We start from the raw sequence: 248 nt of genomic DNA, 5'->3' as shown, positions 1-248 counted from the left end.
AGCTCACACACTATTTCCATTGTATTCCTCTTTTGTCCATCCAGATATTACCGAACACGCTAAGCATGATTTACTCACGGATTGCAGACATTCTGCAGAAGTACAGCTAGGTAAGGCGGCATCCAAAGTTAAAAGTCCTCACTACTTACGATATTGCCCGTTATGCATAGGGGCACAGGTAAAACAATATGGAGAGGCGTTTTGGGCAAGGCGATGGCAGCTTCCTGGCTTATCGGTTTGCGCCGAGC

Annotated in this window: 1 protein-coding gene; it reads left to right on the top strand. The window is 46.8% G+C overall.

From position 1 onward, the window contains the following. The coding region (locus AAEY97_RS21430) for a TniQ family protein (RefSeq protein WP_351001398.1) at positions 1-248 on the top strand (248 nt) is incomplete at both ends.

This window comes from Shewanella sp. TB7-MNA-CIBAN-0143, from assembly GCF_040310065.1.
GTDB lineage: Bacteria > Pseudomonadota > Gammaproteobacteria > Enterobacterales > Shewanellaceae > Shewanella.
Note: the sequence above shows the minus strand (reverse complement) of the source record. Positions and strands in the feature narration are given on the sequence as shown.